Consider the following 26,541-nt stretch of genomic DNA (forward strand, 5'->3'; position numbering starts at 1 on the left):
AGCAACGGTGGAATCCAGACTCCACCAATTCCACATTAGCATTTTCCTATAGGAATCTGGGACGGTTATGTTGATTGAACAGGAGTTTCTCCCCCAAAACCTCCCAGTTTTCCTCTTCGATCAATTTGATAAATGAATCCAGGTGGTCACGATATTTATGTAATGAATTGATGAGTGCTTGACCATTATATTGTGCCATCATTACCCCCAGTTCGGGATTGCCACCACCTACCCGACTGGTATCCCGAAAACCAGAACTAGCAAGTTTTTGAGCTAGTTCTAAAATTTCTAAATCTGTTTCATTTAAACAAGCATCAATTAGAGCAGCGCTAACCATCACCGGTAAATGAGATATCCAACTCACAGCTCGATCATGTTGCTCTGGTGAACAGTAGTAAACATTACATCCAAGCGATCGCACAATTTCTTCCAGTAGTGTTAAATTGTTTTTGATTGTTTTATCAATTGGAGTGATTACGTAAGGACAATTCACAAACAAGTTAAACTGGGCAGCTTCTATTCCCATACTAGTATTTCCGGCCATGGGGTGACCACCAATAAAATTCTCCCATAAGGGAGAAATAGAATGGACAATGGGCCCTTTCACAGAACCAACATCAGTAATAATAGTAGTCTTATGTAGATAGGGTAGTAACTCTTTTATCTGAGGTACAATTAATCCTATAGGGGTACAGACAAATATTAATTCTGCACTTACCAATAAACTCAAATCAACACTAGCTTGGTCTACACTGCCAATTTCCATGGCTTTTTGACAGGTTGATTCTCGACGACTAACTCCTAAAACATAATGTCCTTGGGAGCGTAAGTCAAAACCCAAAGAACCACCAATCAATCCTAAACCCAGAATACCAATTTTCATTTTCAACTTGACAGATAAACTTGAGAGTTGTGCGCACCACCTTAATCGTAGAATTAAACCTTATATTTATCCTTAATAACATCAATTATGAAAAAGCTGATTAATCAACCAGAAAACTTCGTCAAAGAAAGTCTCCTTGGCCTGGCTAGGGCACACAGTGGTTTAATTAAAGTAAACTTCGACCCTACCTTTGTTTATCGTGCAGAAACTCCCGACAAAAGTAAAGTAGCAATTATTTCTGGTGGTGGTAGTGGACATGAACCAATGCACACGGGTTTTGTAGGCACAGGAATGTTAGATGCTGCTTGTCCGGGAGAAATTTTTACCTCACCAACCCCCGATCAAATGTTAGCAGCAGCAGAAAAAGTTGATAGGGGTTTAGGAACTCTGTATATTGTAAAAAATTATAGCGGCGATATAATGAACTTTGAAATGGCCACCGAACTAGCTAGAAGTCAAGGAATTCGTACCTTAAATATGATAATTGATGATGACGTGGCCGTGAAAGATAGTTCTTACACCCAAGGAAGAAGAGGAGTGGGAACAACCGTACTAGCGGAAAAAATTTGTGGAGCAGCAGCAGAGCAAGGTTACGATTTACTTCAGGTTGCCAATTTGTGCAAAAAGGTAAATCTTCTAGGAAGAAGCATAGGAGTAGCCTTGAGTTCTTGTACAGTACCAGCTAGGGGAACACCAACCTTTGACCTGGGAGATGACCAAATAGAGTTGGGTATTGGCATTCATGGAGAACCAGGAAGAGAAAGAGTTCCCCTGATGCGTAGTGATGAGATTACCGAGGTCCTAGCCCGATCGCTCTTTGATGATACTGATTATTGTCGAACAATGCGGGAATGGGATGAAAACCGGGAGGAGTGGAAAGAAGTAGAACTGTTAAATAAACCCTGGGAAAAAGGCGATCGCCTTTTAGCATTTGTTAATAGTATGGGTGGTACTCCTATTTCGGAACTTTATCTCGTCTACCGTAAACTAGTAGAACTTTGCGAGCAGGAGGGGTTAGAAATTGTGAGAAATCTGATTGGACCTTACATGACATCCCTAGAGATGCAAGGTTGTTCTATTACGTTACTCAAACTAGATGAGGAAATGTTAGACCTATGGGATGCACCAGTTAAAACTGCGAGTTTACGCTGGGGAGTTTAAAATGATTACTCAGGTGCAAATTGTTGAATGGTTGCAAGTGTTTAGTTCCGTCATTGAACATCACAAGCAAGAATTAACTGAACTAGATGCTGCCATTGGTGATGCAGACCATGGAATTAACATGGATAGGGGTTTCAAAAGAGTAAGTAGCATTCTACCAAGCATTGAGGGGAAAGATATTGGCAGCATTTTGAAAACAGTGAGCATGACCCTCATATCCAGTGTAGGAGGTGCTAGTGGTCCGTTATACGGAACCTGGTTTTTAAGAGGTAGTGACATCACCATGGGGAAGAACCAGCTAACTACAAGGGATATATTAGCTTTTCTGAAAGCTGGTTTAGATGGAGTAGTAGAAAGAGGTAAGGCTCAGTTAGGGGATAAAACAATGGTAGACGTCATACATCCTGCTGTGTTGGCCTTTGAAAAGGCTGTGACAGAAGATAAAGACACAATTTCGGCCCTGAGAATGGCTGTGGATGCAGCAGAGCAGGGACTAAGACATACCATACCTATGATAGCAAAAAAAGGTAGAGCCAGTTATTTAGGAGAGCGTAGTATGGGACATCAAGATCCTGGAGGTACATCTGCCTATTTAATGCTCAGGAGTTTATTAGAAGTGGTAGAGGGAGCCAGGAAATGGAAATAATCTGCCAACCAATCTCTTGTGCTGATTTGAATTTTGCCTATAGATGAGGAACTTGACACAGAAAATATGTATGATATAGTGGGGTGGGTTGGAGTTAAGGACGTATAGCTCAGTTGGTTAGAGCGCTACGTTGACATCGTAGAGGTCACTGGTTCGAATCCAGTTACGTCCACTCCTAACATCTCACACCTTGCACCTTGCGCATGCCATGATTGAGTGGGTCAAAACCCCTTGGTAGTCTAGTGCTCATGTCATACATAGCACCATTCAAGTTAGCACCATAGAACTTGGTGTAGTTTAGCCCCTCTAAGATTGGCATTAGAAAGATTCACAAGAAAATCGCCGAAAGGCACGGAAGCCACTTGGCTTTAGACAGGAAGTGCCAACGGCGAATTTATTCGCCTTGATATTTAACCGTGATGCGGTTCTTCAATATTCCAGTGTTGTCTTTATGTTATTTTGTGGCTGCTAAAGTTTGGCCCTAGCCAAATTAGTTCTACTTAGATCTGCCCCCCAGAAATTGATTCCGGGCAAATAGGCATCAATAAGTCTGATCCCAATCAAATCAGCAGATACAAAGTACCTCTCGCCTGTGGCATAAAGCCGTTTTACATCTTCTGCTTCCATTTATTCACGCTTACCCAAAAAAGAGATTAAGAAATAGGCTAACTTTAGTGTACCGCAGTAGTTTAAGTATATAGCTTTAGCCATAAGCAGTCAAAAAAAAGCACCTGAGTTTCTTTAAGGCACTCAGGTACTCCCCCGTATAAGTTTCACCAACTTACTCCAGACTTGGTATGGAGAACTTCAAACATTTCCATTAGACGGAGCAGAGCGAAGTCAATAACAAACCTGAGTAAAGAGGTATCACTCCTTGCATGTAATTTAGAATATTCCCTACAAAGTGAGTAACCAACCTGGATGGTGACAGTTTATTAACTGACACGTAAAATACTGGGAATTTTTTGTATGGACCATGAACTTGCCCAAGAAAACATTATGGAAATGATTGAATATCAATGTATAAGCAACCTAAACATTTATGATTCTCCTGAATGTGTCCGATTAGCAACCCAAGCTGCTAGGGGAAGGAATTTAAGAATTCCCCAGGAAGGACAAATTCAAGATACTTGTGTTGAAGTTTATTTGTGTGAAGATCAGTACCGAGGATGGATTGATCCCAATGATTTGCGCTTATTAAAACTTGCCACAAAACCCTATCAACCAGCTAATTTTACCGCCTTAGAAATCGAGAAACTTGTACCAGAAGTAATTGAATTTACTCAAAAAGCCATGAGACAAACCAATTATTATCTATGGGGCGGAACCGTAGGGCCCAATTATGATTGTTCCGGTTTAGTGCAAGCTGCTTTTCTATCCGTTGGTGTGTGGATACCAAGGGACGCTTATCAACAAGAAGCATTTACTCAAACTATAGATATTAATGAGATACAGCTAGGAGATTTAGTATTTTTTGGTACTAACCAAAAAGCCACCCATGTGGGTTTATATTTAGGAAATGGATATTATATTCACAGCTCGGGAAAAGACCAGGGACGCAACGGAATCGGAATTGATCAATTATCACCAGATGGCGATCGCATTAGTCAGTTATACTATGAACAACTGCGTGGATCTGGCAGAGTTGTAAGAAGTTACACCCCTATTCCCCAACACCCACATTAACCACTACCAATTCCAACCCTACTTATTTCCACACTTGGTAATACTTATGACTAATTATCCACTGCCAGCCACCAATGAAAAATTATCTAGTAGTCAATATAAAGCACTTGACGTTTCAGTAGTTTTGCCGATTAAAGATGAACTAGAAAGTTTGCCATTATTGTTAGAAGGAATTTGTCAAGCTTTACAAGTGAATAAATTAAATTATGAAATTATTTGCGTAGATGATGGATCTAAGGATGGTTCAGCAGAGTTTCTCAAAACTCAGGCTCAAATGCGCAATGATCTAAAAGTAATAATTTTGCGACGGAATTATGGACAAACAGCTGCTATGTCTGCTGGTTTTAATTATGCTACTGGTAAAACCATAGTTACCTTAGATGCGGATTTACAAAATGACCCCACTGATATACCCAACTTATTGAGTAAATTAGATGAAGGTTATGATTTAGTGACTGGTTGGCGGCAAAATCGCCAGGATGGAGCCATAAATCGTCTCATACCCTCGAAAATTGCTAACTGGTTAATTCGTCGCGCTACCGGTGTTTATGTTCATGACTATGGTTGTTCTCTCAAAGCTTACCGTGCAGAATTAGTAGCAGATATGAACCTATACGGAGAACTACATCGCTTCCTACCTGCATTAGCATATATTGAAGGAGCCAGGATTGCAGAAATTCCCGTACGTCATCATGCAAGACGTTTTGGTAAAAGCAAGTATGGCATATACCGGACTTTTCGGGTATTAATGGATTTAATAACTATTCTTTTTATGAAAAAGTTTCTTACTAGTCCAATGCACGTTTTTGGATTATTAGGTTTAGGGTCAATGATTATTGGAGGGGGACTAAGTATTTACCTCACCATCCTCAAGTTGTTTTTTTATCTGGAAATTGGTAGTCGTCCCTTACTGATTTTAGCAGTATTACTGCTTGTCACGGGAGTACAGTTATTTTGTTTTGGACTATTAGCGGAAATGCTAATGCGTACCTATCATGAGTCCCAGGGGAAGCCAATATATCGAGTGAGGGAAGTTGTGATTGACTCTCCTCATAAGGGAATTCACTAGGAAGTTCTGCTGTATTTCCTAGTTTTTCGGTTGTCAGCAGACTGGTAGGGTTCTAAATCAAACAATTTTAAGTAATGGTTAGTCTCCATAAAAGTCCTCATCCAGAATTTCCTCTATTTGAAAAGGACAAATTATGGGATAAGTGGTCGTGCAAAATAAATTTCGCAGTTCAGGGAGGGAACTGATAACTGAAAAGACCTAACAGATAACCCTTACAGAAATTATTTCTTCAATGAATATGTAAAATTAAATTTGCCTGGGTACTTACTCACCCACCAAAAAACCATACTGTACCTGTGTACAAATAATAAATGCCTGTAAGCATTAAAGCTACACTGCCTAGTTGAATAATAGTTTCTGAATGTTGTAACAAGTTCCTACTCTGTTTAACTAACCCTGTGAATAGACTGGCTAGAAAAATCAAAATTGTATATCCTAAAGCATAACTGACCATGGTAAGTGTACCTAAAACTTGAGAACCAGTAGCAGCAGCTGCTGCTAACACTGCAAATAACACCGGACTAGCACAGGGAGAACTAACCAGAGCAAAGGTTAGACCCACACTGTATGGACCGCTGTTAGGAAGTTTTAAGTCTATCTGGGGGAGGTAAATTTTAATTACTCCTATTAACCATAGTCCCATTATGGACATAATCAAACCAACTACTATGTTGATATAACCTCGGTATTCTATGATTACCATTCCAGCAAAGGATGAAACCAAACCAAATAGACTTAAAATGGTAACACTACCTAGCACAAATAAACCGGACTGACTAAAAGCATCCCAACGGGATGTTATTTTTAGGGTACCAATATAACTTAGATTAACCGGAAGTAGGGCAAGAATACAGGGAGAAATGCTGGCTAATAATCCACCAATAAATGCCAGAGGTAGTAAAACCAGTGGATTGGCTGTGTTCTGTTTTTCAAACCACTTTTCATAAAGGTTTTCTACAACAGAAATTAGTCTTTCTAAGGGTTGGCTAATGACTGTACCCAGGGTAATAACAATAATTAAAGCTACTAGTCCTAATGCTATATATAATAGCATCTTTCGCGATATTTTAATGCTGTATATAGGCTTTTTTTCCCCTGGCACTTTTTCTATTTCGCTCATAATAATGTCCTCAAATTATTTAATTGCTTGCAAGCATCTCCCTTTAAATGGCCATTTAGCTTATTATCGGAAGATGTTTGCCATCAAATCCTTAATCCTTGCCCTTATCTCTGGGAAATTGCAGAGTTTAATACGGAGGTGTAATCACTTAAATTGGTGTTATTGCGATACTGACCTAGAATGTTACCATTGCCAGGGGAAATAATAGTAACACTACCTGTTTGTGATTTATTCTTATCTAGGAAGTCACCCAAACCTAATTTTTTCGCCTTAACTTCTGACTCACGAACCTTGGTTTTATTAGTTACATCAAAGACAATGAAATGTGCTTTTCCTTGATATTGTTGTTTTAATTGAGAGAGGGTAGGGGCAATATTTTTACACTTAGAGCACCAACTGGCATAAATGTCAACTACCACTGGTTTGCCCTGTAATTCCTTGGCTAAGGCTCCCCCAACATTTCTTGCGATATAAGCATTAGCTCTATAGGGACTAGTCTGTTCCCCTGCAATTAACATACCAGCGGAAACATTAAAGGTACTGGGAATGACCAGGGTAACAGGAATAGCAAAGCTGAGTACGTATAGCCTAGCAGAAAATGAGGTTGATTTCTGAAACATGGTTAAACTTCCTTTAGTTAAGGTGGAAAGTTATGTAGTAATTCATAGCAACTCATAGTAAATAGTAACTCATGGAATTCTATTACCCAGTCCCCTTAATATTTCTTAATACAGAGTAGCGGTAATAGTATAACTAATTACGTGAATAACACTCCATTGCAACAAGTCTAATATCATTGTAGTATGGGTCGAGGAACGAGACCCATGCGGGCGTTCGGTTTCATATATTGGTATGATTACTCAGATTTTGTTTACAGCAATTTTCATGTAGTTAAACTCCAAAATAAGATAAGCTATAATAAGGGTAATAAACTAAAATAGAGTAGAAGTGCTGTCAAATTATATGCCAAAACCTTATTCAATAGATTTGCGTAATCGCGTGATTGTAGCATGGGTTGCTCGAGAGGGATCTCAACGCCAGTTGGCCGAAAGATTCAAGGTCAGCTTATCATTTGTGAGAAATTTAGTACGTCATTATCGTGAAACTGGGCAAGTTGAGCCAAAGCAATGTGGAGGATATGAAAAGCCTATAATTGCAGGCCAATATTTAAACATGATCAAGTCTTGGCTGGATGAGAAAAATGATTTACTACTTTCAGAATTGTGCGATCGCCTGAGAGAAACGACGGGCACTAGTGTTAGTATCACAACCATGCATCGAGCCTTAGAAAAGTTGGGTCTACGTCATAAAAAAAAGTCTAAATGCCAGTGAACAGGAGACTCCACGTGTTCAAGAATTAAGGCATGATTATCGTCGTTGGGTAGATACAGTTGATATTAGAAATTTAGTGTTTTTAGATGAATCGGGGATAAATTTAGGGATGTCAAGGTTGTTTGCCAGAAGCCAAGATGGACAAAGAGCAATTGGTAGCGTACCAGGAAACAAGGGCAAAAATATTTCTCTGATTGGTGCTTTAAATATGGATGGAATTCTGGCAGCAATGACTGTAGAGGGAAGCACAAATACAGAAGTATTTGTCACTTATGTAAATCAGGTTTTAGTACCTCAATTATGGAAAGGGGCTATTGTTGTTATGGATAATTTAAAGGTTCATTATGCCGAGCGCGTGAGATTGTCAATTGAATCAGTCGGTGCAAAAGTTAAGTTTTTACCCCCCTATTCTCCAGACTTATCTCCGATAGAATTGTGTTGGTCAAAATTAAAGCAATTTCTCCGTAGTCGGGAGGCACGAACATTAGAAGCCCTAAATGAGGCCATGACAAGTGCAGTAAATTATATTACAGCAGAGGATGCGCTTAATTGGTTCAATCATTGTGGTTTATTTACATGAAAACCGCTGTAAATAAAAGCTAACTTAATCAAATTAAATTACATAGGAGTTAACATAAAATAATCATTACAAGTGAAACTGAGGGTCAAAACTAGTAACTTAATAATCGGAAACCCCTACCACATATAGGAAAATCCCTAATTGGCAAAATTATTAAAAATTTTGTAAAAACCTCTTTACAAAACTAAATATTTGTCTTAATATAAGTTCATAAGGTAGAAACACCTACCAGAACATACATAAATCTCTCGTAAAACCGCAATTATAAAACCATGACCACTGCCATTCAACAGCGCCAAAGCGCCAACGTATGGGATCGCTTCTGTGAATTTATCACCAGCACCAACAACCGCCTCTATATTGGCTGGTTCGGGGTGTTAATGATCCCCACCCTTCTCGCAGCTACTACTTGCTTCATCATTGCTTTTATTGCTGCTCCCCCCGTGGACATCGACGGTATCCGCGAACCCGTAGCTGGTTCCCTAATGTACGGTAACAACATCATCTCCGGTGCTGTAGTTCCTTCCTCCAACGCCATTGGCTTGCACTTCTACCCCATTTGGGAAGCTGCATCCTTAGATGAATGGTTATACAACGGTGGTCCTTACCAACTAGTAATTTTCCACTTCTTGATTGGTGTAGCCTGCTACCTAGGTCGTGAATGGGAACTATCCTTCCGGTTAGGCATGCGTCCTTGGATTTGCGTAGCATTCTCCGCTCCTTTGGCAGCAGCTACCGCAGTATTCTTAATCTACCCCATCGGACAAGGTTCATTCTCTGATGGTATGCCCTTAGGTATCTCTGGAACCTTCAACTTCATGATTGTGTTCCAAGCAGAGCATAACATTCTCATGCACCCCTTCCACATGTTAGGAGTAGCAGGTGTATTCGGTGGTAGCTTGTTCAGCGCTATGCACGGTTCCTTGGTAACATCTTCCTTAGTAAGAGAAACAACCGAAACCGAGTCTCAGAACTATGGTTACAAGTTCGGACAAGAGGAAGAAACCTACAACATCGTAGCAGCACACGGTTACTTCGGACGCTTGATATTCCAATATGCTTCATTCAACAACAGCCGTTCACTGCACTTCTTCTTGGCAGCATGGCCAGTAGTAGGAATCTGGTTTACAGCACTGGGTGTAAGCACCATGGCATTCAACCTGAATGGATTCAACTTCAACCAATCCATCATTGATTCTCAAGGACGCGTAATCGGTACATGGGCTGACGTAATCAACCGTGCTAACCTAGGTATGGAAGTAATGCACGAGCGTAACGCCCACAACTTCCCCTTAGACCTAGCTGCTGGTGAAGTAGCACCTGTAGCATTAACCGCCCCCGCAATCAACGGTTAATAATCAATACTGGTAAATGAAAAGCTCCTCACCTAGTGTGGGGCTTTTTTTATGGGGAGTGCTTCGCGATCTCCCGTAGGGAGTGCTTTGCAATCGCCTCTTTAACTTCGGTGGGTCCCAACTGGTTAATATTCCAATTAGCTCCTCACGTAGTGGGAGACTTTTTTCATAACTGGCAATTATGGCAAATAAATTTGCGATTTGCGAATATAGAATAAAATGTAGATTCATCGAAAATCTCGTCATGCTAAAACCTCAAGATATCGTTGTCTTGCTGAAAGTACACAACTTAAAAAACTCAGAATGGACTTATAACCAGCTTGGCACTGCATTACACATTAGTCCTTCGGAAGTTTATGCTGGTCTCAAAAGATGTCAGTCCAGTGGGTTGTATGATTGGTCTACTAGAAAAGTGAAAAACCATTCTTTGCTTGAATTCCTCATTCACGGACTGAAATACGTATTTCCTGAAAAACCTGGTCCTTTAACGAGGGGAATTGCTACTGCACATTCAGCAGAACCATTAAAAAATTTACTGAATGTCAATTCTACCGATATCTACGTATGGAGTGATCCACAGGGAACTGTGAGAGGACAAAGTATTACCCCATTATATAAATCTGTTCCTGCTGCAGTAAAAAATGACCCAGAACTCTATGAGTTGTTGAGTTTGGTGGATGCAATTCGGGTTGGTCGTGCGCGAGAACAAAATCTCGCTAGTCAAGAGCTAGAAAAGAAACTGACAATCAGATGAATGAACAAGTACAAATGCTTGAAAAGGCGGCAAAATTACTTGCCGCATTAAATAAAAAAATAGTTTTTATAGGTGGGGCAACAATATCACTATATCTTGACGAAATTTCTGCTATTGATGCCCGTCCTACGAATGATGTAGATTGCGTTATCAATATTACTCCTCGTAATAAATACTATCTTTTTGAAGAAGAGCTACGTCAAATTGGACTTGAACAGGATAAAGGTAAAGTTATATGTCGTTGGCGGTATCAGGAATTAATATTAGATATAATGCCAGACGATACTTCTATCCTTGGTTTTAGCAATTCTTGGTACAAGCCAGGAATAAAAAAATCAATTATTTATACTTTTCCAAGTAGTCAAAAAATAAATATTTTCCCGGTAACTTATCTTTTAGCTTCAAAAATTGAGGCATTTAATAGTCGAGGAAATCGCAATTTCTATACTAGTCATGATTTAGAGGATATTGTTTTACTCCTGGATGGCTGTCCTAATTTAGAACAAGAAATAGAACAGGGAGATATAAAAGTCAAGAAGTTTATAAAAACATGGATTAAAACTGAATTTGAAAACCTTTTAGAAATAGCTCCTAGTCAACTTTCATTTGCATCAAAAAATGCTGGTCGTGACCAATTAATTTTGAATCTAATTCAAAGGTTAGCACAATAATTAATGCTCCCGCAATCAACGGTTAATAACAAATACTGGTAAATGAAAAGCTCCTCACCTAGTGGGGGGCTTTTTTTATGGGGAGACATCAGGGATAGTTTCATCCCCAACTGTTGCGCCTTTTTGACTTAATAGAGTTCCTCTGAACTTATTGGGTTTCCCGCACTGGGAACAAAATACAAGTAAATTTTCCATTCCTACAAGCACAGACACTTCGTCTTCATATCCACAAGAGCATTCCCACTTAATTAAATTTATATCGCCCTTTAGAGTAAATTTGTAGGGGCGTTTAAAGATATAGAATTTCTCTTTCTTTTTGTATTGTGTCTTTTCATCAGGCAATGATTCTACATTTGGTTCTCCTACCTCCTGGTCTTTTAGCAGAGTAGTTTCGACCGGTTGTGTAACATCTGGTTGAGTTGATGGAATCATTTCAATAGGTAATGCTACCTCCCTGTCTTTTGGGGGAGTCATAACCACTGAGGGTATTTCAACTGGGGGTGTAACATCCCGAGGTGGTGGTGGAGCTAGAACCACAGGTGATGCTTTTTGAGATTTTTTTCTTGCAGCTTTTTGGGGGGTAGCCTTTTTATTTTCCTCAGCAGGTGGAATAATCTCATCAGGATTAGATTCCACTGGAGGGGGAGCAGCAGTTTTCCTAACCACAGATATTATTTGCAGTTTTGTTTCCTGCTTTGGCTCTTCTTTCTTTGGTACTTGCTGTTTACGTGGCATAGTCACTCCTTTGGCATACCCCTATTATACATTAGCCCTAGTTTCTTGGTTTGGGAGACAATAGCTATACTGATAAAAAACTCACCCATCCCATGAGATGAACCGCAAAAAACTTACCCAACTAATCACTATTGCAATTCTTGTCACCTTTATTACCATATTCTATCCATTTATTACTATTGCCCTAACTACCAAAGAAATCGGCGCGATCGCTGAAAGGGTGACTGTTCGCCTTAGCGGTCCCGACCAAGGTTCAGGTGTAATTATCAATAAAAATGGTAACACTTACACAGTATTAACCAATTCCCATGTTTTTCAGTATAAAGGCGCATTTGAAATTATCACCTACGATGGGAGAAAATACCAATCAAATAACGTAACAGAAATACCTAATCTTGATTTAGCCACCCTTCAATTTAACAGTGACCAAAAATATCAAGTAGTGGCATTGGGTGACTCTAATACTGTAACCATAGGGCAGGTAGTTTATATTAGTGGGTTTCCTTCTAAACAAGACTTTACCTTTAGATTTGATGGAATCTCCCGGATTTTAAAAAAACCAAGAGACGGGGGATATAGCTTGGTATATAGAATAGGAGCATTAAAAGGAATGAGTGGAGGTCCCATCCTAGATGAGAATGGTAAATTAGTAGGTATTCATGGGCTAACCCACAGTCAAAGCCTAGGAGATGGACGCGGTACACCAGAAGAATATGGAATTCCACTTCAGACCTTTTTAAATGCACCACCCCCCACCCCGAGCAGGTACAAAAGATTAGAAACCTTGTTGAAAGCTCAAGACTTTAGAGAAGCAGATTTAGAAACAGACGAAGTAATGTTAGCAGTAGCTAACAGACAAAGCAAAGGTTGGTTGAGAATAGAAGATGCAGAAAATTTTCCCTGTAAGGAATTGCGCACCATTGACAATCTGTGGTTAAAATATAGTCAGGGTAAATTTGGTATATCTGTCCAACAAGAAATATACAAAAACCTGGGAGGAACAAAACAATATGATGAGAATGTATGGAGATCCTTCGGAGACAGGGTGGGATGGAGAAAACAAGGTTCATGGCTCTATTACTTCGATTTAAACTTTTCATCATTTTCATTATCCGCACCCACGGGTCAACTCCCGGTTGGGTGGGGGTTAGCGGCTGATGCTGCATATAATTCGTCTCCTTCCCTCCTGTCAAGACATGCAGAGTGTAACCCATAAAGGTTTGATAGTATTGTTAACTTTTGTAAATAACAAGAAATTAACGAAACCTTGCTAGTTCCAGGGTTTCGGATACCTGGTACTATTTATTTTTAGGATTAGGTGTATAACAATTTGCCTTGACAAATATTGTTGCTGCCTTTATTATTTCCTTATTAGTTATGTCTAACTCATCCCAAAAAAGCTTTAGCTGTCCTGGTGATGTTCCCTTCTTTTTTTGATTTGGTTTCATCCCGGCTAAAAGTTTACTCCCCCATCGGTTTTTTTCTACCTTTTTCGGTTGAGGACGATATTTTTGACAAAATCCTTTATAAATGTTTGCACACTCATCTAAAGTTTTTCCTAACGCTAAAAAGGCTGGATGCCATGTTGTTACCCCATCACTACTGATTCATCCTTTGACGGAAAACGTTTACCGTCAATCTTTTATCAAACGGGAACCGAACATGAAACGTCCCTAGAGGAGAGCGATCTCCCATAGGGAGTGCTGCGCAATCGCCCATAGGGAGTGTGATGCGATCGCCAGTTTACAATCCAGATGAAGTAAGAGCTTAAAGTGCGACCTGAAGGTGAACTAAGTGAATTATCGATAAACTGCGTTACATTTCATTAACTCACCTTATCTGATTCTCCCTAAAGTATAATCAAAGAAACAGCAAAATCAGATTATGAACTTAGATACAATTAAACAAGATATTGCGTCTCTTCCTCCCTATGCACAACAAATCATAATCGAACTTGTAGAAGTTCTGAAAAAACGCTATCCTCTTAATCAACAACGAACTTCAGAAAATTCCTTGCAAGACTGGTCAGACTTTATCGGTTGTATAGAAGCTGAAACAGACCTCTCAAAAAACTATAAAAACTATTTAGATACTGAACTTAATCAAAAATATGATCATAGTTGATACAGGCTTTTGGTTAGCTCTTGCTAATAAACAAGATGCAGTTCATATAGCCGCCAAAAAAAGATTTCAAGATTTAGCTAATCAGCAATTTATTACAACCTGGTGCGTCGTTACGGAGACTTGCTATTTATTACAAAAAAGAGTAGGAGTGGATGCTCCAAAAATCTTTATTAATAAAATTTCCACAGGAAAACTACAAATCTTTGATCTGAAACAAAATCATTGCCAGCGTATTGAAGAACTGATAGAAAAATATCAAGATTTGCCGATGGATTTGGCCGATGCTTCTCTCGTTATTCTGGCAGAACAACTAGGTCATGGGCGAATTTTGTCAGTTGATTATCGAGATTTTAACACCTATCGCTGGAAAAATACAGAACCATTTGATAACCTCTTTCAGGAATTTTTATGATGTAGTGCAGTCACCATAAATGCTATCTTGCAATTGCGATCTCCCAAAGGGAGTGCTGCGCGATCGCCCATAGAGAATGCTTAGCAATCGCCCTCCAAATATCCCCACCCCCTTGAAATAACTGATTTATCCTTTGACGAAAAACGTTTACCGTCAATGTTTTCCCAAATGGGAACCGAATATGAAATGCACCTAGATGAGAGCGATCGCCCATTGAGAATGTAATGCGATCTCCCAAAGGGAGTGCTGCGCAATCGCCCCTCAACACATTCAGGTTTTTCCCTTGAGAAGAAGGTGCGGAGAATTATTAAATGCGATCTCGCGAGTGCGAGTGCTTCGCAATCGCACGTTGCAAGATCTCACTACTAACTTATGAATGGAACTTGAATAAAGATAAAACTTGTTGAACTTAAATATCTTACTCATTACCCTGAGGTTATTTTTATTATTTGCTCCTTCGTGGATAAGAAAAGTCATGTATAATTTACCTCGATAATTTGGTTACGGATTTAAGACAATGAAAAAATTTCTCACATTAGCGCTGATACTGATTTTGTTTCTTGTTTCCTCTTTTAGCCTTGGCACTAGTCCTAGTTATGCTTATAGCCAGTCTGATTTGGACAGACTTTTAGAAACTCGTAAGTGTCCAGAATGTGACCTTTTTGGTGCTGACCTTAGAAAGGCTAACCTTTCTGGTGCTGACCTGTCTAGTGCTAAACTGTTTAGTGCTGACCTCTCTAATGCTGACCTCTCTGATGCTGACATAAAAGGTGCTAAACTCAAAGATGCTTACCTCAGACGTGCTGACCTCACAGGTGCTAACCTCAGAGGTGCTGACCTAAAAGGTGCTGACCTAAAAGGTGCTGACCTAAAAGGTGCTGACCTCACAAATGCTGACCTAAAAGGTGCTGACCTCACAAATGCTGACCTAAAAGGTGCTGACCTCACAAATGCTGACCTCTCTCGTGCTGAGGTGGCAGGTAGTAGTTTCAAGAATGCTAAGCTGGACCGTAAATGGCAATTTCTCCAACTATACGATAGATAAATAGAAAAAACCGGTTGTGCTGTACCTACCTTGAATTGATTCCCGGTCTCCCCCACGGACAGTCTCCAGGCGTGGGTTAACTCAAACAAATCACGGGTGATTCCATAGTTATCGCTTAGTTTCCTGCGAACAAAACTGGCGAGATACCACAGAGAGTGCTTCGCAATCGCCGCTCAACACATTCAGGTTTTTCCCTTGAGAAGAAACACGGGGAACCCTGAATGCGAGATCCCGTCGGGAATGCTTCGCAATCCCCCTCCAAATATCCCAAAACCCTTGAAATAACTGATTCATCCTTTGACGGAAAACGTTTACCGTCAATCTTCTACCAAACGGGAACCGAACATGAAACGTGCCTAGGGAAGAGCGATCGCCCGCAGGGAGTGCTGCGCAATCGCCCTGAAATCCCATCACCTCTTACCAATAACAGGTTGACAGTTTTCCCTTGAGAAGATGTAGGGAGGCGATCGCCCGCAGGGAGTGCTTCGCAATCGCCCTGAAATCCCATCACCTCTTAGTAATAACACGTTCACGTTTTTCCCTTGAGAAGATGCGGGAAGATGATCGCCCATAGGGAATACTTTGCGATCGCCCGCAAATCCTATCACCTTTTACCAATAACACCTTCAAAATTTTCCCTTGAGAAGAAACACGGGGAACCCTGAATGCGATCTCCCAAAGGGAGTGCTGCGCAATCGCCCTCCAAATATCCCCACCCCCTTGAAATAACTGATTTATCCTTTGACGAAAAACGTTTACCGTCAATGTTTTCCCAAATGGGAACCGAATATGAAATGCACCTAGATGAGAGCGATCGCCCATTGAGAATGTAATGCGATCTCGCGTAGCGAGTGCTGCGCAATCGCCCGTAGGGAATGCTTCGCGATCTCCCAAAGGGAGTGCTGCGCAATCGTTTATCAACACGTTCAGGTTTTTCCCTTGAGAAGGAACCGGGGGGAACACTGAATGCGAGATCCCTTAGGGAGTGCTTCGCGATCGCCCATTGGGAGTGTGATGCGATCTCCCGTAGCAAGATCTCACTACTAACTTATGAATGGAACTTGAATAAAGATAAAACTTGTTGACGTTAAATATCTTACTCATTACCCTGAGGTTATTTCTATTATTTGCTCTTTTGTGGATAAGAAAGGTCATGTATAATTTACCTCGATAATTTGGTTACGGATTTAAGACAATGAAAAAATTTCTCACATTAGCGCTGATACTGACTTTGTTTCTTGTTTCCTCTTTTAGCCTTGGTACTAGTCCTAGTTATGCTTATAGCCAGTCTGACCTAGACAGACTTTTAGCAACCCGTAAGTGTCCAGAATGTGACCTCTCTGGTGCTGACCTCTCTTATGCTAACCTAAAAAATACTAAGCTTTCTGATGCTAACCTCAAAGGTGCTAACCTCAAAGGTGCTAACCTCTCTGGTGCTGACCTAAGAGATGCTGACCTAGAAGATGCTAACCTCAGAAACGTTAACCTAACAAATACTATCCGGTAATCACATTCTCTGAGTTACATATTTACGGGATGAAAATATCTGAAAACATTGAAAAATTTTTGGTAAATCATCCCGAAAAACCACCCCTAGGTCACCCCGTTCAACTCGTCAATGTCGAACCAACTAGGCCAAGTGCGTTCCTCATCCTCCAAAGGATTCCCCTTGCTATCGGTCAATCCCCATCTAATAACTACTCTGGGTAATGGTGTTTCATTATTAGTCCTATATCCATGATCTCGTAGGGAGTGTAATGCGATCTCCCAAAGGGAGTGCTGCGCAATCGCCCTTCAACACCTTCAAAATTTTCCCTTGAGAAGAAACACGGGGAACCCTGAATGCGATCGCCCACGAGGAGTGTAATGCAATCGCCCCTCAACACATTCAGATTTTTCCCTTGAGAAGAAGCTGGGGGAGATTTCCTGAATACGATCTCGCGAGTGCGAGTGCTTCGCAATCGCCCATTGGGAGTGCTGCGCAATCGCCCTCCAAATATCCCCAAAACTTTGAAATAACTGATTTATCCTTTGACGGAAAACGTTTACCGTCAATCTTTTACGAAACATGAACCGAAAATGAAACGTGCCTAGATATAAATTCTCCTTCCTGGAGGAGAGCGATCGCCCGTAGGAAATGCTTCGCGGTCACCCCTCAACACATTCAAACTTTTCCCTTGAGAAGAAGGTGAGAAGAATTATTAAATGAGATCTCGCGTAGCGAGTGCTTTGCGATCTCCCAAAGGGAGTGCTTTGCAATCGCATTTATATCCCGTTTTCTCAACCCAATCGACAAAACCAGTCGGTTTTCAACCGACTTGCGCTTTGAGACCGGGAATTGATTCCCGGTCTCCCCCACGGACAGTCTCCAGGTTGCTAGTCCTTCGCGATCTCCCATAGGGAGTGCTGCGCAATCGCCCACAGGGAATGCTTCGCAATCCCCCTCCAAATATCCCTACCCCTTGAAATAACTGATTTATCCTTTGACGGAAAACGTTTACCGTCAATCTTCTACCAAACAGGAACCGAACATGAAATGAGCCTAGATATAAATTCTCCTTCCTGGAGGAGAGCGATCTCCCGTAGGGAGTGCTTCGCAATCGCCTGTGTCCATGTTCAAATTTTTCCCTTGAGAAGGAACTAGGGGATAATGTCTAAGAGCGATCGCCCGTAGGGAATGCTTCGCGATCTCCCAAAGGGAGTGCTGCGCAATCGTTTATCAACACCTTCAAAATTTTCCCTTGAGAAGAAACACGGGGAACCCTGAATGCGATCTCCCAAAGGGAGTGCTGCGCAATCGCCCGTAGCAAGATCTCACTACTAACTTATGAATGGAACTTGAATAAAGATAAAACTTGTTGACGTTAAATATCTTACTCATTACCCTGCGGTTATTTCTATTATTTGCTCTTTTGTGGATAAGAAAGGTCATGTATAATTTACCTCGATAATTTGGTTACGGATTTAAGACAATGAAAAAATTTCTCACATTAGCGCTGATACTGACTTTATTTCTTGTTTCCTCTTTTAGCATTGGCACTAGTCCTAGTTATGCTTATAGCCAGTCTGACCTAGACAGACTTTTAGCAACCCGTAAGTGTCCAGAATGTGACCTCTCTGGTGCTGACCTCGAAGGTGCTGACCTCTCTGAGGCTAACCTCAAAGGTGCTATCCTCTCTGATGCTATCCTCTCTGATGCTATCCTCTCTGATGCTGACCTCTCTTTTGCTGACCTCTCTTTTGCTGACCTAAAAAATACTAAGCTTTCTGATGCTAACCTCAAAGGTGCTAACCTCAAAGGTGCTTTCCTCTCTGAGGCTAACCTCAAAGGTGCTATCCTCTCTGATGCTGACCTCTCTTATGCTGTCCTCTCTTTTGCTGACCTAAAAAATACTAAGCTTTCTAATGCTAACCTCTCTTATGCTGTCCTCTCTTTTGCTGACCTAAAAAATACTAAGCTTTCTGATGCTAACCTCAAAGGTGCTAACCTCTCTTATGCTGACCTAAGAGATGCTAACCTCTCTGGTGCTGACCTTACTAATAATAGGCTCTCTGGTGCTAACCTCAGAAACGCTAGTCTAAAAGGTGCTGATCTAAGAGATGCTGACCTCTCTGGTGCTAACCTCTCTGATGCTGACCTAGAAGGTGCTAACCTCAGAAACGTTAACCTAACAAATACTATCCGGTAATCACATTCTCTGAGTTACATATTTACGGGATGAAAATATCTGAAAACATTGAAAAATTTTTGGTAAATCATCCCGAAAAACCACCTTTGGGAATTCATTCTCTAAGTCACCTCCTTCAACTCGTCAATGTTGAACTAACTAGGCCAAGTGCGTTCCTCATCCTCCAAAGGATTCCCCTTGCTATCGGTCAATCCCCACCTAATCACCACCCTGGGTAATGGCGTTTCATTATTAGTCCTATATCCATGATCTCGTAGGGAGTGTAATGCGGTCGCCCGCAGGGAGTGCTGCGCAATCGCCCTGAAATCCCATCACCTCTTACCAATAACAGGTTGACAGTTTTCCCTTGAGAAGATGGTCAGACGCGATCGCCCGCAGGGAGTGCTTCGCAATCGCCCTGAAATCCCATCACCTCTTAGTAATAACACGTTCACGTTTTTCCCTTGAGAAGATGCGGGAAGATGATCGCCCATAGGGAATACTTTGCGATCGCCCGCAAATCCTATCACCTTTTACCAATAACACCTTCAAAATTTTCCCTTGAGAAGAAACACGGGGAACCCTGAATGCGATCTCCCAAAGGGAGTGCTGCGCAATCGCCCATAGAGAATGCTTAGCAATCGCCCTCCAAATATCCCCACCCCCTTGAAATAACTGATTTATCCTTTGACGAAAAACGTTTACCGTCAATGTTTTCCCAAATGGGAACCGAATATGAAATGCACCTAGATGAGAGCGATCGCCCATTGAGAATGTAATGCGATCTCGCGTAGCGAGTGCTGCGCAATCGCCCGTAGGGAATGCTTCGCGATCTCCCAAAGGGAGTGCTGCGCAATCGTTTATCAACACGTTCAGGTTTTTCCCTTGAGAAGGAACCGGGGGGAACACTGAATGCGATCTCCCGCAGGGAGTGCTTAGCAATCGCCCTCCAAATATCCCCACCCCCTTGAAATAACTGATTTATCCTTTGACGGAAAACGTTTACCGTCAATGTTTTCCCAAATGGGAACCGAATATGAAATGCACCTAGATGAGAGCGATCACCCATTGGGAGTGTAATGCGATCTCCCGTAGGGAGTGCTTCGCAATCGCCCATCTCCAGTTTTAGGTTTTTCCATTCAGAAGGGAGGTGGGGGAATTTCTAATTGCGATCTCCCGTAAGGAGTGCTTCGCAATCGCCTGTGTCCATGTTCAAATTTTTCCCTTGAGAAGGAACTAGGGGATAATGTCTAAGAGCGATCGCCCTTCAACACCTTCAAAATTTTCCCTTAAGAAGGAACTAGGGGGATAATCTCTAAGAGCGATCTCGCGTAGCGAGTGCTTCGCAATCGCCCATTGAGAATGTGCTGTCTCCCGTATGGAGTGCTTCGCGATCGCCTCTCAATACATTCAGAATTTTCCCTTGAGAAGGAATCGGGGGGAACACTGAATGCGAGATCCCTTAGGGAGTGCTTCGCGATCGCCCTCCAAATATCCCCACCCCCTTGAAATAACTGATTTATCCTTTGACGGAAAACGTTTACCGTCAATGTTTTCCCAAATGGGAACCGAATATGAAATGCACCTAGATGAGAGCGATCACCCATTGGGAGTGTAATGCGATCTCCCGTAGGGAGTGCTTCGCAATCGCCTGTGTCCATGTTCAAATTTTTCCCTTGAGAAGAATCCCAGGGAAAGTTCCTAAATGCGCGCCCTTCAACATGTTCAAATTTTTCCCTTGAGAAGGAACCGGGGGATAACCTTTAAGAGTGATCTCCCGTAGGGAGTGCAATGCGATCTCCCTTCAACACATTCAGATTTTCCCTTGAGAAGAAACACCGGGAACCCTGAATGTGATGACTCGTAGGGAATGCAATGCGATCTCCCCTCAACACATTCAGAATTTTCCCTTGAGAAGAAACACGGGGAACCCTGAATGCGATCTCCCAAAGGGAGTGCTGCGCAATCGCCCTTTAAATATCCAAAAACCCTTGAAATAACTGATTCATCCTTTGACGGTAAACGTTTTCCGTCAATCTTTTACCAGACGGGAACTGAAGATAAAATGTGCCTAGATGAGAGCGGTCTCGCGTAGCGAGTGCTTCGCGATCGCCCATCTCCAGTTTTAGGTTTTTCCATTCAGAAGGGAGGTGGGGGAATTTCTAATTGCGATCTCCCGTAGGGAGTGCTTCGCGATCGCCTCTCAACACATTCAGAATTTTCCCTTGAGAAGAAACATGGGGGACCCTAAATGCGATCTCCCAAAGGGAGTGCTGCGCAATCGCCCGTAGGGAGTGTAATGCGATCCCCCTCCAAATATCCGAAACCCCTTTAAATAACTGATTCATCCTTTGACGGAAAACGTTTACCGTCAATCTTTTACCGAACGGGAAGTGAAGATAAAATGAGCCTGGATATGAATTCTCCTTACTGGAGGAAAGCGATCTCCCACGGGGAGTGCTTCGCAATCGCCCGTAGGGAATGCAATGCAATCGCCCGTAGGGAGTGCTTCGTGATCGCTCATAGGGGGAAGACTAACCCTAGGAAATTCGCAAGGGAAATGCTTCCGAACCAGGGTGCGAGGGCAGAATCCAACCCAGTATCTACCAGGTCGCAATACTTATTCCTTCTTACGAAGGTCAAGATGTAGCTGTAAAACAATCAAATACCTGTTTAGTTGTACAAGCAGTCGCAATACCTATTCCTTCTTACGAAGGTGATCTTTTGTCAACCTCCTACAATTCTACTAATCAGTAATCGCATTCATTAAAACTTCTGTTAAACTCATTTCTTCTAACTCATCTAAAGTCACAGTGTCACAAATATCAAATTTAGCTCCTACACTTTGCAACTGGTCATCGAGAGCTTTGAGAAATTTTGTAGCTTGCGGATCCCTACCTACTTGAATTAGAGAAATTGCTAATTCCTCATCTTTATCCATTTTGCGAGAGGCCTTAATAACTACTTCAAAAACTGCTTTCCGATCATCCGGTTCGCCATCAGTAATCACTAGAATGGTTTCACCATTCGGTTTGGCTTGACCAGATGCTTTACGTTGAAAATATTGATTAGTAGCATCTAAAAGCACTCCAGCTAAATTGGTTGCACCAACAGGATCATTTTCTTGAAATATTTGGGCAACCTTTGCTGCTGTCACATTTTCGTACCGTTTAAATCTACCGGAAAATACATAAACAGTAATACCATCTGGGTCAAATTCCTCACACTTTCTGGCTAGGGCTATGGTAGATTCTTGGGCTATTTCCCATCTGGTTTTTCCACCCCGTTGATCTCGAGTTGACATGCTCCCACTTTTATCAATGATTAGCGTATAGTCGCGATCGTTCAACATATTTTACTCTAAATATTAGGTTACTCTTATTTTATCTTTTACCTAGCATTTTTGCGCAAGGTGAGGGTATCCTAATTCCCAGTTAGAAAAATGAGATAAATTTAAACAGTACATAGATATCCTTCGATGACAAAACAGGATGGAGGCATAACGGATATTAGCTATCTTATAATAGTATTATGAGTATTTATTATGATGATTTATGGTCACTTTACGCATCAAAGGGTCAACTACCATTACTGGGAGGTTGGGAACAATGGGGTTGTCAAGTGGGGATGTTTTTCCCTCCCTTGCATAGTTTACCTAGTCTTACCTCGCGTATTTAGCCCAACTCTCCTTTCTCATGGTATTTCAGGTAGTAAGTGGTGCCTCGCGAGATCCCGTAGGGAGTGCTTCGCGATCTCCCAAAGGGAGTGCTGCGCAATCGCCCATTGAGAATGTAATGCGATCTCGCGTAGCGAGTGCTGCGCAATCGCCTGTAGGGAGTGCTGCGCGATCGTTTATCAACACGTTCAGGTTTTTCCCTTGAGAAGGAACCGGGGGGAACACTGAATGCGATCTCGCGAGTGCGAGTGCTTCGCAATCGCCCATTGGGAGTGTGATGCGATCTCCCGTAGCAAGATCTCACTACTAACTTATGAATGGAACTTGAATAAAGATAAAACTTGTTGACGTTAAATATCTTACTCATTACCCTGCGGTTATTTCTATTATTTGCTCTTTTGTGGATAAGAAAGGTCATGTATAATTTACCTCGATAATTTGGTTACGGATTTAAGACAATGAAAAAATTTCTCACATTAGCGCTGATACTGACTTTGTTTCTTGTTTCCTCCTTTAGCCTTGGTACTAGTCCTAGTTATGCTTATAACCAGTTTGATTTGGACAGAGTTTTAAGAACTCGTCAGTGTCCACAATGTGACCTCTCTGGTGCTGACCTCGAAGGTTTTGACCTCTCTGAGGCTAACCTCAAAGGTGCTAACCTCAAAGGTGCTAACCTCAAAGGTGCTAACCTCCAAAGTGCTGACCTCTATGCTGCTACGCTCTATAAGGCTAACCTCGAAGGTGCTAGACTCTATGCTGCTACGCTCTATAGGGCTAACCTCGAAGGTGCTAACCTCTACGATGCTAGGCTCCCTGGTGCTAACCTCCAAAGTGCTAACCTCAGACGTGCTAACCTCTCTAGTGCTAGACTTGTAGTTGCTAATCTCTCTGCTGCTAACCTCGAAGGTGCTGACCTCTCTGATGCTAACCTCAAAGGTGCTAACATCCAAAGTGCTAACCTCTCTGGTGCTGACCTCAGTGGTGCCATCCAGTAATCACATTCTCTGAGTTACATATTTACGGGATGAAAATATCTGAAAACATTGAAAAATTTTTGGTAAATCATCCCGAAAAACCACCTTTGGGAATTCATTCTCTAAGTCACCTCCTTCAACTCGTCAATGTTGAACTAACTAGGCCAAGTGCGTTCCTCATCCTCCAAAGGATTCCCCTTGCTATCGGTCAATCCCCACCTAATCAACACCCTGGGTAATGGCGTTTCATTATTAGTCCTATATCCATGATCTCGTAGGGAGTGTAATGCGATCTCCCACGGGGAGTGCTTCGCAATCGCCCGCAGGGAGTGCTGCGCAATCGCCCTGAAATCCCATCACCTCTTACCAATAACAGGTTGACAGTTTTCCCTTGAGAAGATGTAGGGAGGCGATCGCCCTTACCGGGTGACAAAGTGGTCAAACAGCTTGTTTCATAAGGGATAGAGCCTGAAAGCCACGCTGGAAAAAGAGGCGTTTATGAGGTTTGAGACCGATTAAGGTCAGAGCTAAATCAGCCCATAATTCCATGCCATAAATCCATAATTGTCCGTAAACAGCAAAGCTAAAATCACTCTGACGTGGGTAATTGTCCTGATGTTGTTGAATCCATCCGGCATAAGTCTCTATCCCTAATTTTTTCATCCGTTGACCGTACGGCTAAACTATAAGCAATCACAATTAATAAAACTAAGGCTAAAAAACGAGTTTCATTTACTTTAGTATCCTCTAGATTATAACCACCTGTTTTACAATCTTTGAAGAATTGTTCAATTCCCCATCGACATCTATAGAGGCATAAAGTTTGTTTGAGATTTGGTAGATTCGTTAAGATATACCAAGGTTCTTTTGGTCCTTTATGACAATATTTTCTCTTCCAATAAACAGCGATATTAAATAACCCTAATTCATCTCCTTAGAGTATTTTTGCTGGGAAGAACAGCAGTTGGACAAGCATGAGCTAATCGATGGTCGCGTATATACAATGAGTGGTGGTACACAAAATCACAGTGCCATCGCACGGTGATTTTTTATTATTAATTCGGTCTCATCAAGGGCGTTCTCCAAGTCCAGAGAAATTGTCTTCTTCAACGGTAAAATGATCTAAATTACTACGTAATACTTCTACCTGTCCATCGGTCAACCCTGAAATTTTCAGCACGTCTTCTACTTTTTGGTATGGTGAATTCTTCACTATCCAACCAGCCAATGTGGGTACAAACCAGGATACTGCTTAAATTCCCGCCTACTTGCATTATTGAGGTTAATTTTTCGACCAAACTCAGTACCCAGCTTATCATCGGCCGAATTTTGCAAGGCAATGAGGTTAGAAAAATTGTCCACCTTCAATCCATCAGCTAATGTTGGTTGGGAAAGAATTATTCCCAAAATTACGAATACCGCACTCAAAAACATTAATAAGCGTGTCCTAACCTGCATAATGTGAATAATCTCCTAAGATAAAAACCCTCCCAACAGTAGCATGATTTCACCAAATTTATTACAGCAGATTTCATGTAAATAAACCACAATGATTGAACCAATTAAGCGCATTCTCTGCTGTAATATAATTTACTGCACTTGTCATGGACTCATTTAGGGCTTCTAAGGTTCGTGCCTCACGACTACGGAGAAATTGCTTTAATTTTGACCAACATAATTCTATCGGAGAGTGGAGTCTCCTGTTCACTGGCATTTAAGTAGGGAGGCACAATTATTTGTAGGATAGGTTAGTAGTAGCGTAACCCATGGGGGTGTTGGGTTTCATACTTCAACCCAACCTACGTTCATCTTATATTTAATTCCACCGACCTACTTAGACTTTTTTTTTATGACGTAGACCCAACTTTTCTAAGGCTCGATGCATGGTTGTGATACTAACACTAGTGCCCGTCGTTTCTCTCAGGCGATCGCATAATTCTGAAAGTAGTAAATCATTTTTCTCATCCAGCCAAGACTTGATCATGTTTAAATATTCGCCTACAATTATAGGCTTTTCATATCCTCCACATTGCTTTGGCTCAACTTGCCCAGTTTCACGATAACGACGTACTAAATTTCTCACAAATGATAAGCTGACCTTGAATCTTTCTGCCAACTGGCGTTGAGATCCCTCTCGAGCAACCCATGCTACAATCACGCGATTACGCAAATCTATTGAATAAGGTTTTGGCATATAATTTGACAGCACTTCTACTCTATTTTAGTTTATTACCCTTATTATAGCTTATCTTATTTTGGAGTTTAACTACATGAAAATTGCTGTATATCCCGTAGGGTTGTTGGGATCCCTCAACCCAACCGACAAAACCAGTCGGTTTTCAACCGACTTGCGCTTTGAGACCGGGAATTGATTACCGGTCTCCCCCACAGACAGTCTCCAGGTTGCTAGTCCTTCGCGATCTCCCAAAGGGAGTGCTGCGCAATCACCCGTAGGGTGTGCTTCGCAATCTCCTGTATGGATTGTAATGCGAGCTCCCGCAGGGAGTGCTGCGCGATCGCCCATTCCCACGTTCACATTTTTACTTAAAAACTCCGTAGTTTCTCTTGCGGAGGGAGAAAAAATGGAACTTCTATAAAATCTGCCATCTTATATTTAATTCCACCGACCCACTTACTTCGCCATCATAAT

At 41.6% G+C, this 26,541-nt stretch carries 38 protein-coding genes, 1 tRNA gene and 4 pseudogenes; 17 read left to right on the forward strand and 26 right to left on the reverse strand.

Going from position 1 to position 26,541, the window contains the following annotated elements; all coding sequences use genetic code 11:
* Window positions 1–46 precede the first annotated feature (46 nt).
* Window positions 47–883: a prephenate/arogenate dehydrogenase gene (locus IAR63_RS13475; protein WP_187705617.1), complete on the reverse strand. Its 837-nt coding sequence runs from the start codon at window positions 881–883 to the stop codon at window positions 47–49.
* An 87-nt stretch (window positions 884–970) separates the two neighbouring features.
* Here IAR63_RS13475 and dhaK point away from each other — a divergent pair, with 87 nt between their 5' ends.
* The 3 genes from dhaK (at window position 971) to IAR63_RS13490 (ending at window position 2,862) form a co-directional block, all read left to right on the forward strand.
* Entirely contained in the window at window positions 971–2,044 is a 1,074-nt protein-coding gene (dhaK, locus tag IAR63_RS13480; protein ID WP_187705618.1) for a dihydroxyacetone kinase subunit DhaK, read from the forward strand.
* Window position 2,045: 1 nt separating this feature from the next.
* A complete protein-coding gene (gene dhaL, locus IAR63_RS13485) occupies window positions 2,046–2,690 on the forward strand; it encodes a dihydroxyacetone kinase subunit DhaL (RefSeq protein ID WP_187705619.1) in 645 nt (214 codons plus the stop codon).
* A gap of 98 nt (window positions 2,691–2,788) precedes the next feature.
* A tRNA-Val gene (locus tag IAR63_RS13490) sits at window positions 2,789–2,862 on the forward strand.
* 3 nt (window positions 2,863–2,865) lie between these two features.
* Here the strand turns inward: IAR63_RS13490 and IAR63_RS13495 are convergent.
* Window positions 2,866–3,022, reverse strand: a pseudogene (locus IAR63_RS13495) (pentapeptide repeat-containing protein); the annotation flags it as partial.
* 139 nt (window positions 3,023–3,161) lie between these two features.
* A pseudogene (locus tag IAR63_RS13500) lies at window positions 3,162–3,317 on the reverse strand (pentapeptide repeat-containing protein); the annotation flags it as partial.
* 342 nt (window positions 3,318–3,659) lie between these two features.
* Here IAR63_RS13500 and IAR63_RS13505 point away from each other — a divergent pair.
* Entirely contained in the window at window positions 3,660–4,376 is a 717-nt protein-coding gene (locus tag IAR63_RS13505) for a C40 family peptidase (protein WP_235678271.1), read from the forward strand.
* Between the two features lie 46 nt (window positions 4,377–4,422).
* Window positions 4,423–5,445 carry a glycosyltransferase family 2 protein gene (locus tag IAR63_RS13510; protein ID WP_187705620.1) on the forward strand — a complete coding sequence of 341 codons (1,023 nt, stop codon included), beginning with the start codon at window positions 4,423–4,425 and terminating at the stop codon, window positions 5,443–5,445.
* 268 nt (window positions 5,446–5,713) lie between these two features.
* Here IAR63_RS13510 and IAR63_RS13515 read toward each other — a convergent pair whose 3' ends face one another.
* Window positions 5,714–6,565, reverse strand: a complete 852-nt coding sequence (locus IAR63_RS13515) for a cytochrome c biogenesis CcdA family protein (RefSeq protein WP_187705621.1) — start codon at window positions 6,563–6,565, stop codon at window positions 5,714–5,716.
* A gap of 104 nt (window positions 6,566–6,669) precedes the next feature.
* A complete protein-coding gene (locus tag IAR63_RS13520) occupies window positions 6,670–7,185 on the reverse strand; it encodes a thioredoxin domain-containing protein (RefSeq protein WP_187705622.1) in 516 nt (171 codons plus the stop codon).
* A gap of 343 nt (window positions 7,186–7,528) precedes the next feature.
* Between IAR63_RS13520 and IAR63_RS13525 the strand changes: the two genes are divergently transcribed.
* The 5 genes from IAR63_RS13525 (at window position 7,529) to IAR63_RS13545 (ending at window position 11,257) form a co-directional block, all read left to right on the forward strand.
* Window positions 7,529–7,897, forward strand: a complete 369-nt coding sequence (locus tag IAR63_RS13525) for a helix-turn-helix domain-containing protein (RefSeq protein ID WP_187705623.1) — start codon at window positions 7,529–7,531, stop codon at window positions 7,895–7,897.
* Window positions 7,872–8,477, forward strand: coding sequence for an IS630 family transposase (locus tag IAR63_RS13530; protein WP_187707472.1), 606 nt, complete (start codon window positions 7,872–7,874; stop codon window positions 8,475–8,477). The genes IAR63_RS13525 and IAR63_RS13530 overlap by 26 nt, the downstream gene beginning before the upstream one ends.
* Before the next feature lie 272 nt (window positions 8,478–8,749).
* A complete protein-coding gene (gene psbA / locus IAR63_RS13535) occupies window positions 8,750–9,832 on the forward strand; it encodes a photosystem II q(b) protein (protein WP_006277031.1) in 1,083 nt (360 codons plus the stop codon).
* Window positions 9,833–10,076: 244 nt separating this feature from the next.
* A complete protein-coding gene (locus tag IAR63_RS13540) occupies window positions 10,077–10,586 on the forward strand; it encodes a hypothetical protein (RefSeq protein WP_006278945.1) in 510 nt (169 codons plus the stop codon).
* Window positions 10,583–11,257, forward strand: coding sequence for a nucleotidyl transferase AbiEii/AbiGii toxin family protein (locus IAR63_RS13545; protein ID WP_006278946.1), 675 nt, complete (start codon window positions 10,583–10,585; stop codon window positions 11,255–11,257). Before IAR63_RS13540 ends, IAR63_RS13545 begins: the two co-directional genes overlap by 4 nt.
* A gap of 75 nt (window positions 11,258–11,332) precedes the next feature.
* On the opposite strand, the gene IAR63_RS13550 is transcribed toward IAR63_RS13545, so the two are convergent.
* A complete protein-coding gene (locus IAR63_RS13550; RefSeq protein ID WP_187705624.1) occupies window positions 11,333–11,992 on the reverse strand; it encodes a hypothetical protein in 660 nt (219 codons plus the stop codon).
* Window positions 11,993–12,089: 97 nt separating this feature from the next.
* Here IAR63_RS13550 and IAR63_RS13555 point away from each other — a divergent pair, with 97 nt between their 5' ends.
* The 3 genes from IAR63_RS13555 (at window position 12,090) to IAR63_RS13565 (ending at window position 14,528) form a co-directional block, all read left to right on the forward strand.
* The gene (locus IAR63_RS13555) at window positions 12,090–13,208 is read left to right on the forward strand and encodes a GUN4 domain-containing protein (protein ID WP_187705625.1); all 1,119 of its coding nucleotides are present in this window, start codon (window positions 12,090–12,092) and stop codon (window positions 13,206–13,208) included.
* A gap of 668 nt (window positions 13,209–13,876) precedes the next feature.
* A complete protein-coding gene (locus IAR63_RS13560) occupies window positions 13,877–14,116 on the forward strand; it encodes a hypothetical protein (protein WP_057177680.1) in 240 nt (79 codons plus the stop codon).
* Complete coding sequence (locus tag IAR63_RS13565; protein ID WP_057177679.1) at window positions 14,103–14,528, forward strand: type II toxin-antitoxin system VapC family toxin; 426 nt, start codon at window positions 14,103–14,105, stop codon at window positions 14,526–14,528. Before IAR63_RS13560 ends, IAR63_RS13565 begins: the two co-directional genes overlap by 14 nt.
* Window positions 14,529–14,550: 22 nt before the next feature.
* Here IAR63_RS13565 and IAR63_RS13570 read toward each other — a convergent pair whose 3' ends face one another.
* Window positions 14,551–14,796 carry a hypothetical protein gene (locus IAR63_RS13570; protein ID WP_235678272.1) on the reverse strand — a complete coding sequence of 82 codons (246 nt, stop codon included), beginning with the start codon at window positions 14,794–14,796 and terminating at the stop codon, window positions 14,551–14,553.
* Between the two features lie 249 nt (window positions 14,797–15,045).
* On the opposite strand from IAR63_RS13570, the gene IAR63_RS13575 reads away from it, so the two are divergent.
* The gene (locus IAR63_RS13575; protein WP_187705626.1) at window positions 15,046–15,573 is read left to right on the forward strand and encodes a pentapeptide repeat-containing protein; all 528 of its coding nucleotides are present in this window, start codon (window positions 15,046–15,048) and stop codon (window positions 15,571–15,573) included.
* A gap of 108 nt (window positions 15,574–15,681) precedes the next feature.
* Here IAR63_RS13575 and IAR63_RS13580 read toward each other — a convergent pair whose 3' ends face one another.
* From IAR63_RS13580 to IAR63_RS13590, 3 genes are read right to left on the reverse strand one after another with little or no spacing between them, the layout of a single operon-like run.
* A complete protein-coding gene (locus IAR63_RS13580) occupies window positions 15,682–15,984 on the reverse strand; it encodes a hypothetical protein (protein WP_187705627.1) in 303 nt (100 codons plus the stop codon).
* On the reverse strand, window positions 15,984–16,181 hold the full coding sequence (locus tag IAR63_RS13585) for a hypothetical protein (protein WP_187705628.1): 198 nt from the start codon (window positions 16,179–16,181) through the stop codon (window positions 15,984–15,986). The genes IAR63_RS13580 and IAR63_RS13585 overlap by 1 nt, the downstream gene beginning before the upstream one ends.
* Window positions 16,178–16,606, reverse strand: a complete 429-nt coding sequence (locus tag IAR63_RS13590) for a hypothetical protein (protein ID WP_187705629.1) — start codon at window positions 16,604–16,606, stop codon at window positions 16,178–16,180. The genes IAR63_RS13585 and IAR63_RS13590 overlap by 4 nt, the downstream gene beginning before the upstream one ends.
* A gap of 162 nt (window positions 16,607–16,768) precedes the next feature.
* Between IAR63_RS13590 and IAR63_RS13595 the strand changes: the two genes are divergently transcribed.
* Window positions 16,769–17,080 carry a pentapeptide repeat-containing protein gene (locus tag IAR63_RS13595; protein ID WP_187705630.1) on the forward strand — a complete coding sequence of 104 codons (312 nt, stop codon included), beginning with the start codon at window positions 16,769–16,771 and terminating at the stop codon, window positions 17,078–17,080.
* A gap of 190 nt (window positions 17,081–17,270) precedes the next feature.
* Here IAR63_RS13595 and IAR63_RS13600 read toward each other — a convergent pair whose 3' ends face one another.
* The 3 genes from IAR63_RS13600 to IAR63_RS13610 all read right to left on the reverse strand — a co-directional run bounded on the left by IAR63_RS13600 (window position 17,271) and on the right by IAR63_RS13610 (window position 18,354).
* A complete protein-coding gene (locus IAR63_RS13600; protein ID WP_187705631.1) occupies window positions 17,271–17,579 on the reverse strand; it encodes a hypothetical protein in 309 nt (102 codons plus the stop codon).
* Between the two features lie 303 nt (window positions 17,580–17,882).
* Window positions 17,883–18,173, reverse strand: coding sequence for a hypothetical protein (locus IAR63_RS13605; RefSeq protein WP_235678273.1), 291 nt, complete (start codon window positions 18,171–18,173; stop codon window positions 17,883–17,885).
* A gap of 40 nt (window positions 18,174–18,213) precedes the next feature.
* A complete protein-coding gene (locus IAR63_RS13610) occupies window positions 18,214–18,354 on the reverse strand; it encodes a hypothetical protein (protein ID WP_187705632.1) in 141 nt (46 codons plus the stop codon).
* 191 nt (window positions 18,355–18,545) lie between these two features.
* Between IAR63_RS13610 and IAR63_RS13615 the strand changes: the two genes are divergently transcribed.
* A complete protein-coding gene (locus tag IAR63_RS13615) occupies window positions 18,546–19,262 on the forward strand; it encodes a pentapeptide repeat-containing protein (protein ID WP_187705633.1) in 717 nt (238 codons plus the stop codon).
* Window positions 19,263–19,573: 311 nt separating this feature from the next.
* Here IAR63_RS13615 and IAR63_RS13620 read toward each other — a convergent pair whose 3' ends face one another.
* The 8 genes from IAR63_RS13620 to IAR63_RS13655 form a co-directional block, all read right to left on the reverse strand.
* Window positions 19,574–19,771, reverse strand: coding sequence for a hypothetical protein (locus IAR63_RS13620; protein ID WP_187707511.1), 198 nt, complete (start codon window positions 19,769–19,771; stop codon window positions 19,574–19,576).
* A 104-nt stretch (window positions 19,772–19,875) separates the two neighbouring features.
* Entirely contained in the window at window positions 19,876–20,358 is a 483-nt protein-coding gene (locus IAR63_RS18505) for a hypothetical protein (protein WP_235678274.1), read from the reverse strand.
* A gap of 172 nt (window positions 20,359–20,530) precedes the next feature.
* The gene (locus tag IAR63_RS18510) at window positions 20,531–20,902 is read right to left on the reverse strand and encodes a hypothetical protein (protein ID WP_235678275.1); all 372 of its coding nucleotides are present in this window, start codon (window positions 20,900–20,902) and stop codon (window positions 20,531–20,533) included.
* A 312-nt stretch (window positions 20,903–21,214) separates the two neighbouring features.
* Window positions 21,215–21,358, reverse strand: a complete 144-nt coding sequence (locus IAR63_RS13635) for a hypothetical protein (protein ID WP_187705634.1) — start codon at window positions 21,356–21,358, stop codon at window positions 21,215–21,217.
* A 45-nt stretch (window positions 21,359–21,403) separates the two neighbouring features.
* The gene (locus IAR63_RS13640) at window positions 21,404–21,589 is read right to left on the reverse strand and encodes a hypothetical protein (RefSeq protein WP_187705635.1); all 186 of its coding nucleotides are present in this window, start codon (window positions 21,587–21,589) and stop codon (window positions 21,404–21,406) included.
* A 23-nt stretch (window positions 21,590–21,612) separates the two neighbouring features.
* Window positions 21,613–21,765, reverse strand: a complete 153-nt coding sequence (locus tag IAR63_RS13645; RefSeq protein ID WP_187705636.1) for a hypothetical protein — start codon at window positions 21,763–21,765, stop codon at window positions 21,613–21,615.
* Window positions 21,766–21,987: 222 nt separating this feature from the next.
* The gene (locus tag IAR63_RS13650) at window positions 21,988–22,593 is read right to left on the reverse strand and encodes a vWA domain-containing protein (RefSeq protein WP_187705637.1); all 606 of its coding nucleotides are present in this window, start codon (window positions 22,591–22,593) and stop codon (window positions 21,988–21,990) included.
* Window positions 22,594–22,915: 322 nt separating this feature from the next.
* Window positions 22,916–23,335, reverse strand: a complete 420-nt coding sequence (locus tag IAR63_RS13655; RefSeq protein ID WP_187705638.1) for a hypothetical protein — start codon at window positions 23,333–23,335, stop codon at window positions 22,916–22,918.
* A 40-nt stretch (window positions 23,336–23,375) separates the two neighbouring features.
* Between IAR63_RS13655 and IAR63_RS13660 the strand changes: the two genes are divergently transcribed.
* Window positions 23,376–23,912 carry a pentapeptide repeat-containing protein gene (locus tag IAR63_RS13660; RefSeq protein ID WP_187705639.1) on the forward strand — a complete coding sequence of 179 codons (537 nt, stop codon included), beginning with the start codon at window positions 23,376–23,378 and terminating at the stop codon, window positions 23,910–23,912.
* Window positions 23,913–24,114: 202 nt separating this feature from the next.
* Here IAR63_RS13660 and IAR63_RS13665 read toward each other — a convergent pair whose 3' ends face one another.
* The 5 genes and pseudogenes from IAR63_RS13665 to IAR63_RS13690 all read right to left on the reverse strand — a co-directional run bounded on the left by IAR63_RS13665 (window position 24,115) and on the right by IAR63_RS13690 (window position 26,427).
* Window positions 24,115–24,333: a hypothetical protein gene (locus IAR63_RS13665; RefSeq protein WP_187705640.1), complete on the reverse strand. Its 219-nt coding sequence runs from the start codon at window positions 24,331–24,333 to the stop codon at window positions 24,115–24,117.
* Window positions 24,330–24,825: pseudogene (locus IAR63_RS13670) on the reverse strand (transposase); the annotation flags it as partial. The pseudogene IAR63_RS13670 and the gene IAR63_RS13665, both read right to left, overlap by 4 nt.
* Window positions 24,826–24,960: 135 nt before the next feature.
* A pseudogene (gene psbU, locus IAR63_RS13680) lies at window positions 24,961–25,232 on the reverse strand (photosystem II complex extrinsic protein PsbU); the annotation flags it as partial.
* A gap of 493 nt (window positions 25,233–25,725) precedes the next feature.
* The gene (locus IAR63_RS13685) at window positions 25,726–26,085 is read right to left on the reverse strand and encodes a helix-turn-helix domain-containing protein (RefSeq protein WP_187705641.1); all 360 of its coding nucleotides are present in this window, start codon (window positions 26,083–26,085) and stop codon (window positions 25,726–25,728) included.
* Between the two features lie 72 nt (window positions 26,086–26,157).
* Window positions 26,158–26,427 carry a hypothetical protein gene (locus tag IAR63_RS13690; protein ID WP_187705642.1) on the reverse strand — a complete coding sequence of 90 codons (270 nt, stop codon included), beginning with the start codon at window positions 26,425–26,427 and terminating at the stop codon, window positions 26,158–26,160.
* Window positions 26,428–26,541 lie beyond the last annotated feature (114 nt).

Origin of the sequence: Cylindrospermopsis curvispora GIHE-G1 (assembly GCF_014489415.1) — a bacterium.
Classification (GTDB): Bacteria; Cyanobacteriota; Cyanobacteriia; order Cyanobacteriales; family Nostocaceae; genus Raphidiopsis; species Raphidiopsis curvispora_A.